Origin of the sequence: Rhizobium aureum, from assembly GCF_030182495.1 — a bacterium.
Taxonomy (GTDB): domain Bacteria; phylum Pseudomonadota; class Alphaproteobacteria; order Rhizobiales; family Rhizobiaceae; genus Rhizobium; species Rhizobium tropici_C.
On the sequence record NZ_JAQJCI010000033.1, the window covers coordinates 22007 to 29696 of the forward strand.

Genomic DNA, 7690 nt, shown 5'->3' on the forward strand with positions numbered 1-7690 from the left:
TCGGCTCTCTTTTTCAGGCGTCCATAAGGATGGATCAGGCGTAAAGGCCGAACTGCGCATTGTGCAGCCGCGCATAGGCGCCATGGCGGGCAAGTAGTTCGTCATGTGATCCCTCTTCGACAATGCCGTTATCGCCCATGACGATGATGCGGTCCGCATTTCGGATCGTCGACAACCGATGGGCGACGACCAGCGTCGTGCGTCCCTTCGCAAGTTCCAGCAGCGCCTGCTGGATCGCATATTCGGTCGCGGTATCGAGCGCCGAGGTAGCCTCATCGAGAATAAGGATCGGCGGATCTTTCAGGAAGATGCGGGCAATCGCAAGGCGCTGCTTTTGCCCTCCGGAAAGCTTGACACCGCGCTCGCCCGTCGGCGTATCGAGCCCGGCGGGCAGGGAGCCGACGAATTCGTCAAGCGAAGCGCGTTGCAACGCCTTCATGATGTCTTCGTCGGTGGCGCCGAGCTTTCCATACGCGATGTTCTCGCGAATGGTCGAGCCGAACAGGAAGACGTCCTGCTGTACGATGCCGATCTGGCTGCGCAGCGAAGCCTGGGTCATGTCGCGAATATCGATGCCGTCGATCGCGATGCTGCCGGCCGTGACATCGTAGAAGCGTGGCAGCAGCGAGCAGATCGTCGTCTTGCCGGTGCCGGAGGCGCCGACAAAGGCCACGGTCTCGCCAGCGGCAATCGTCAGGGAGAGATCCTTGAAGATCACAGCCTGATCGGAATAGCCGAAGCCGACATTCTTGTAAGCGATATTGCCTCTCAGATGATCGACCACAATCGCATCCGGCCTGTCGGCAAGATCGGGTTCCGTATCGATCAGCGACAGGAAACGTTTGAAGCCCGCTATGCCCTTGGGATAGGTCTCGATGACCGAGGTAATCTTGTCGATCGGGCGGAAGAAGACGTTGATGAGCAGCAGGAAGCTGACGAAGCCGCCGTAGCTCAGCTCTCCTGAGATGACGAACCAGGTTCCCGCCATCATGACGACGAGCTGAACCAGGCGCGTGCTGAAATAGCTGAGCGCGATGCTTGCCGTCATATAGGCGTAGCCGTCGAGTTTGGTTGCCTTGTAATCCTCATTGTCGCGGGCAAAGAGCTGGCTTTCATATCGCTCATTGGCAAACGCCTTGACGACCCGGATGCCGCCGACCGTCTCCTGCATGCGGCTATTGAAGTTGCCGACTTTGCCGAACAGGCTGCGCGAATTCACCGTCATCTTCGAGCCGTAACGGCTGACCAGCCAGGTCATAAAGGGCACGATGGTCGTTGTCAGCAGCGCGAGCTTCCAATGGACGCTGAACATCAGCAGGAAGGCGCCGATGAAGGTCATGATCGCGATGAACAGGTCCTCGGGACCGTGGTGGGCAATCTCGCCCACCTCCTCGAGATCCTTGGTGACGTGCGTGATCAGATGACCCGTCCGGTTATTGTCGAAATAGCGGAAGGAAAGCTTCTGGATATGATCGAATGCCTGGCGGCGCATATCGGACTCGATCGAGATGCCGAGCGCATGGCCCCAATAATTGACAATCGCCGACAGGCCGGTGCTCGTCGCATAGACGACAAGCAGCAGCGCCGCTGTCGCAAAGATCAGACCCCAGTCGCGGCTCGGAAGCAGTTCATCGACGAAAAGCTTGACCGCCAGCGGAAAGCCGAGTTCCAGCAGGCCGGCAAGCACGGCGCAGCCGAAATCCAGGAAGAACAGCTGCTTGTAGCGGGCATAATAGGAAAAGAAGCGACGAAGCATGAATGCCTCCATGGGCACTGAAGAGGATAGGGGAGACAAGAACGGACTGAGCGGCAGCCCGAATTCGGCATCGCCGTTCAGCGTCAATTGGTGCCGAAATTTCTCATCTGGCGATCCTCCTGCTTGAGTCGCGCGATTTTTATAGTCGACGCATGCAGGCGTGTCACCCCTATAAACGGCGGGGGACGGTCGTGGCATTTGGCTTGCCGCGCGAAGGGAAACAATGCCCGCAATGGACGGATTATGGCTGTCAGGTGATGCCAATGGTGAGATATAAATTCGCGACGAGTTCCGATGGCAGCTTCAATACCGTCAGAATCCTTGAAGCCGTTCAGAACGCCTGATCACATCGATACGTTTCGGCGCACCGGCACGACCTCCGAAGAACTCGCATTTGATCGCCGCAGCGACCGAGGAGAAGCGGATAGCTTCTTCCGCCGCCATTCCCTCTGCAACGGCAAGAGCGAAGGCGCCGTGGAAGATATCGCCGGCGGCAAGCGTATCGACAGCCTTGATGGATATGGTCGGACAGTGCTGGACCTTGCCGGCGCCATCGTCGAACCAGTGACTGCCGGCGGCACCCGCCGTCACGCAGATGAAGGCATGATCGAACCGTTGTTTCAGCCGCTGAGTCATCACGGAAACATCGTTGCTTCCTGTCAGGCGTTCGGCGGCCGGTTCGGAAAAGATGATGTGTGTTGCCTCCGGCGCCAGCTGCTCGATGATGCCGTCGGGCGCGACGTCGCCGTCAAGAATGGCCGGCTTGCCCATGGCGCGCGCCGCCTCCAAAACCCGAAGAGCCAGCGCCGGCCAGCGAACATCGACAAGCACGGCATCGAAGGCGGCGATATCGGCTGGCATGAATTTCTTGATGGTATGGTGCAGTTTCGGATCGTAGAAAGGAACGATCAGCCTTTCGCCGTTATCGTCCACCAGGATCGTCGAGACGGCAGAACGGGCGCCGCCCACGCGCAGCATGCCATCCATATCGATGCCGTCGCCTTTGAGATCGCGAACGATCCGATCGCCGGTCTCGTCCAGGCCGACAGCGCCCCACAGGCTCGCCCTGCCGCCGAGCCGCACGACGGCATAGGCAGCGCTCGACGCCATGCCTTCGGCGATCTGCAGCATCTCGTAAGGCAATACCTTCCCCTGACCTCCCGGAAGGGTACGGACGCGAAAAAGCGTATCGAGAACGGCAGCGCCGACGCACAGGACATGCCTGGGTTGGCCGGGCGGCGGATCGAAGATCGATGGGGCGCTCAAAGCCGCTTTCCGCTCGCCTTGTCGAACAGATGGATGCTGGCCGGGTCGATCCCGATTTCGATCTTGTCGCCGAAGCGGATGTTCAGCCGCTCGCGGAACAGGCAGGAGATGTCTTCGCCGCCGCAGTCGAGCTTGGCATAGATCTCCGAACCCGTGCCCTCGACGATGCCGACTCGGGCCGATAAGCCACCGGTTGCCGCGCGGATATGCTCGGGCCGAATGCCGTAGACGAGCGCGCGCCCGCCATGCTCGGCAGTGGAGAAACCCTCCGGCAGCGGCAGGATGAGGCCCTTGTCGCTGCGGAAGACGCCTTCTTCGATCCTGCCGTCGATGAAGTTCATCGAGGGCGAACCGATAAAGCCGGCGACGAACAGGTTTGCCGGGCGGTCGTAGAGATCGAGCGGTGCGCCGACCTGTTCGATGATGCCGCCGTGAAGCACGACGATCTTGTCGGCCATGGTCATCGCCTCGACCTGATCATGCGTCACATAGATCGTCGTCGTGCCGATGCGCTGATGCATGGATTTGATCTCGCCGCGCATCTGCACACGCAGCTTTGCGTCGAGATTGGAGAGCGGCTCGTCGAACAGGAAGACCTGCGGATCGCGCACCAGCGCACGCCCCATGGCAACGCGTTGGCGCTGGCCGCCGGAAAGCTGGCGCGGCAGGCGCTCCAGCAGGTTCTCCAGGCCGAGGATGGCGGCAGCCTTCTGCACCTTGGCGGCGACTTCCGCCGGGTTTGCCTTCTTCAGCTTCAGCGCGAAGCCCATGTTTTCGGCGACCGTCATATGCGGATAGAGCGCGTAATTCTGGAACACCATGGCAATGTCGCGGTCGCGTGCCGGAAGATGGCTGACTTCGCGGCGGCCGATGTGGATTTCGCCATCGCTGACTTCCTCGAGGCCTGCGATCATCCGCAGCAGCGTGGACTTGCCGCAGCCGGAGGGACCGACAAGGACGACGAACTCGCCATCGGCGATGTCGACGCTGATGTCGAGAATGACCTTCACCTGGCCATAGCGCTTCTGGATATTCTGTATGTTGACGGGTGCCATGAATGTGTTCCTGTCAGAAAGAAAGGGGTGCCATCGTCAGCCGCCCTTGACGGCGCCGGCGGTCAGTCCTGCGATGATCTGGCGTTGCGCGAACATCGTCAGCACCAGGACCGGCAGCGTGACGATCAGGGCCGCGGCCGCAAGCGGCCCCCAGCTCACCTGCTCGAAGGAGAGCATGTTGTAGACGGCGACGGGCAGCGTGCGGGTCTCGCGGCTTGCAAGCACGATGCCGAAGACGAAGTTGTTCCATGAAAAGATGACCGAGAGAATGAAGGCGACGACGATGCCGGGGCGTGCGATCGGTAGTGCGACCAGCCGGAAAACCTGCCAGGGCGTCGCGCCATCGATGCTTGCGGCCTCTTCGAGCTCCATCGGCGTCGTCTCGAAATAACCGATCATGATCCAGACGACGATCGGAACGGTGACGACGAGATGGATGATGATCTGCGGCCAGAGCGTTCCCAAGAGATTGAGCCATTGGAACAGCAGGAACAGCGGAATGAGGAAGGAAAGGCCCGGCGTCATGCGGGCGATCATGATGACGATCGCCGACTTTTCCGCCTTCAGCCGGGCGATGCCATAGCCCGCCGGCACGCCGATGACGAGGGCGAGCAGGGTGGCCGCACCCGTCACCAGAACGGAGTTCCACAGATAGAGGAAGAAGTTGTTTTCCTGGAAGACATTGACGTAGTTCGTCCAGGCAATGCGATCCGGAATGAGGATCGGCGGATAAGCGCCATTGTCGATCTCGTATTTCAACGATAGCGAGATCATCCAGAGGAAGAACAGGACGACTGGTGAAACGACGACCAGGGCCACGAAGAACAGGCCGATACGATTGAGTGTCGAGCGCTTCATGTCAGTTGCCCTCCGCGTCCGTCCACCGCGTGCGCTGGCGGATCATCAGGAGGATGAAGGAGAGCGCGACGATGACGATGAAGAACACCACTGCCATGGCCGAGCCATAGCCAATGTCGTAGTAGGAAAACGCGGTGTTGTAGAGATAGATATTGATCGTTTCGGACGCCGTTCCCGGGCCGCCCTGCGTCATCGCATAGATGATATCGAAGCTCTTAATCGCGTCGATGCTGCGGATGATGACGGCGATCATCAGGAAGGGCGCGATCATCGGCAGCGTCAGGTAGCGGAACTTCTGCCAGGCATTGGCACCGTCGATTTCGGCGCTCTCATAGGGTTCGCGCGGCATGGAGGCGAGACCGCCGAGCACGATCAGCATGACGAGCGGCGTCCACTGCCAGACTTCGACGAGGACGAGCGAGGGTATGACGCTATACTGATTGTAGATCCACTCCTGCGGTCCGATACCCACCATCGACAGAAGATAGTTCAGCACGCCGAGCTGCGGATGGAACATCATCGTCCAGACGAGGGCGACGGCAACGGGCGTTGCCATCATCGGCATCACGAAGATGCCGCGCAGGAAGCCCCGCAACGGAAAATTCGCATCGAAGATCAGTGCGGCCAGCGTCCCGAAGAACAAGGGACCGACGACGGAAAGCACGGTGTAGAGCACCGTGTGCCAAAGCGATTCCCAGAAGCGCGCATCGGTCGCCAGCCGGACATAATTGTCCAAGCCGACGAAACTCTGCGATTGGCCGAGCGTCCATTTGTTCACGCTCATCCACAGGGTGAAGATCCAGGGAAAGACGATGACGGCGGCGATCACGATCAGCGCGGGAATGACGAAGGGCCAGTAGTTGGGAGCAAGCCTTTGCGGCTTGCTCCTTCCTTTGGTTGCCTTCGCGGCGGTATCTTCAATGCTCACGGAAGCCATCATCCCTCGCTTCGCGCCAGCACCGGCTCGAACTGGGCAGTTGCCGTCTTCAGTTCGGCCGCCGGATCGGCGCCGCCGATCATGTTCGTCAGCGCGACGCCGTAGATGTCGCGAAACTCGGTAACCGGGATGATGACAGGTAGCGCCAGCTGCGAGACCTTGGCGGAGCCGGCGACGGCATCCAGCCAGGCGCCTGGCATTTTCACGCCTTCGCGGACCTTCTGATCCTCTAGAACGGACTGACGGAACGGAACGCCGGCGCCGGCCTGCAGGAGGCGCGCGCCCATGTCGTGCGAGATTGCCCATTGGCAGAAGAGGTAAGCGGCCTCCTTCTTCTGGCTGGCGGCGGTGACGCCGATACCGTCGCCGAAGGTTGCCGCAGCCTGCCCATTCGGCCCCTTCGGCATGATGCCATAGCCGACCTGGCCGACGACGCGGGACTTTTCAGGATTTTCGATCGGCGGCGCGAAGCCGACGCCGTCGAGCCACATGCCGATCTTGCCCTGCAGGAAAGCCGATTGCGCTTCCGCCCAGTTGAAGCCGGAAACGCCGGGAGGTGCCGATTTCGTCATCAGGCGCTGGTAGAGCTTCGCAGCATCCAACGCCCCTTGCGATTCCGTCTGCAGCTTGCCGTCGGCTGAAAGCGGTGTTGTACCCTCGCCGAGCATGAAGGCCGTCCAGACCGGCGTATTGGCGTTCTTCAGGCCGCGCGCGACAAAGCCGTAAGTGTTGGTCGATTTGTCGGTCAGCGCCTCGGCGGCCTTGACCATGTCCTCGAAGGTCTGCGGATAGGCGAGGCCCTTCTTCTCGAACAGGGTCTTGTTCCAGTAGACGATCCAGTAATCGACCGAGAAGGGTAGGGAACGCATGATGCCTGCAGAATCCTTGGCGAATTTCAGGCCGGCCTCAGCGAAATCGCTTTCCGTCAGCGACGGATCGGTGAGCGACGGATCCTTCATGAAACCGCTGATATCGGCAAGCCAGCCACCCTTTTCAAACTGGCGCTTCTGGACGTGGTAGCTCAGATGCACGACGTCGAAGCTCGGCTTGCCGGAGCTGAGCTCGATGGTGGTCTTCTGACGCTGCTGCTGTTCCGGAGTCGCCTCGGCATTGACCTTGATGCCCGTCAGCGCCTCGAACTCGCTTAAGTATTTGAGGATCGTCTCACTGCGCGGGCTCTTGACCAGATTGACTTCGAGTGTCGTGCCGGAAAAGCGCTTCCAGTCGACGGCTGCCGAAGCGGTGCGGACACCGAGAAGGCTTGCCGCGCCGAGTGCGGCGGTGCCGGCCATGAAGCCGCGACGTGTCGGGTTGAAAAATGACGATGACATTGCGTTCCTCCTCCTTTGGCCGAAAATCTCCTCATTCGCGGCCCGTTATCCAAAGTTTTTTACATCTTCAATGCGCGATCCCGTGCTCCGCCGATGTGCGATACGAGAGCGGTAACCGCCTCTTCGGCGGATCGTCGCTGAATGGCCTCAAGCACCTTCAGATGCTCTTCCATGACCGGCCCGACATGGCCGTTGATGCGAAACCTGTCCTGGCTGATCAGCCGCATCTTGATCGAATTGACCCGATAGGCATTCGAGATGATCGTGTTGCCGAGCGCATCGATGAAGGCATCATGCATGCCCCAGTCCACCGATTGCGCGTGAAGCTCGAGTTCCTGCGAGCTGTCGCCGGCCCGGATCGCATCCGCGATATCGCGATGGTCCTTCAAAAGCTTGGCAATCGTCTCGTCCGACGCCGAATAGGTGAACAGCGCGACGGCTTCCTTTTCCAGAAAAAGACGGAGCTGGAAGGCCTCGCGGATTAGGT

General features: G+C 60.2%; 7 protein-coding genes. All 7 read right to left on the reverse strand.

Translation table 11 applies throughout. The features are described from left to right. Window positions 1–34 precede the first annotated feature (34 nt). Complete coding sequence (locus PH552_RS33005; RefSeq protein ID WP_112345231.1) at window positions 35–1756, reverse strand: ABC transporter ATP-binding protein; 1722 nt, start codon at window positions 1754–1756, stop codon at window positions 35–37. A gap of 312 nt (window positions 1757–2068) precedes the next feature. After that, the gene (locus PH552_RS33010; RefSeq protein WP_112345152.1) at window positions 2069–3022 is read right to left on the reverse strand and encodes a sugar kinase; all 954 of its coding nucleotides are present in this window, start codon (window positions 3020–3022) and stop codon (window positions 2069–2071) included. Further along, entirely contained in the window at window positions 3019–4077 is a 1059-nt protein-coding gene (locus PH552_RS33015; RefSeq protein ID WP_112345151.1) for an ABC transporter ATP-binding protein, read from the reverse strand. The genes PH552_RS33010 and PH552_RS33015 overlap by 4 nt, the downstream gene beginning before the upstream one ends. A gap of 36 nt (window positions 4078–4113) precedes the next feature. Further along, complete coding sequence (locus PH552_RS33020; protein WP_112345150.1) at window positions 4114–4935, reverse strand: carbohydrate ABC transporter permease; 822 nt, start codon at window positions 4933–4935, stop codon at window positions 4114–4116. A gap of 1 nt (window position 4936) precedes the next feature. Further along, a complete protein-coding gene (locus tag PH552_RS33025; RefSeq protein WP_169643127.1) occupies window positions 4937–5872 on the reverse strand; it encodes a carbohydrate ABC transporter permease in 936 nt (311 codons plus the stop codon). Then, on the reverse strand, window positions 5872–7203 hold the full coding sequence (locus PH552_RS33030) for an ABC transporter substrate-binding protein (protein ID WP_169643128.1): 1332 nt from the start codon (window positions 7201–7203) through the stop codon (window positions 5872–5874). The genes PH552_RS33025 and PH552_RS33030 overlap by 1 nt, the downstream gene beginning before the upstream one ends. A 59-nt stretch (window positions 7204–7262) precedes the next feature. Then, window positions 7263–7690 (reverse strand): GntR family transcriptional regulator (locus tag PH552_RS33035; protein WP_285166657.1); only part of this gene is annotated, 428 nt, incomplete at its 5' end.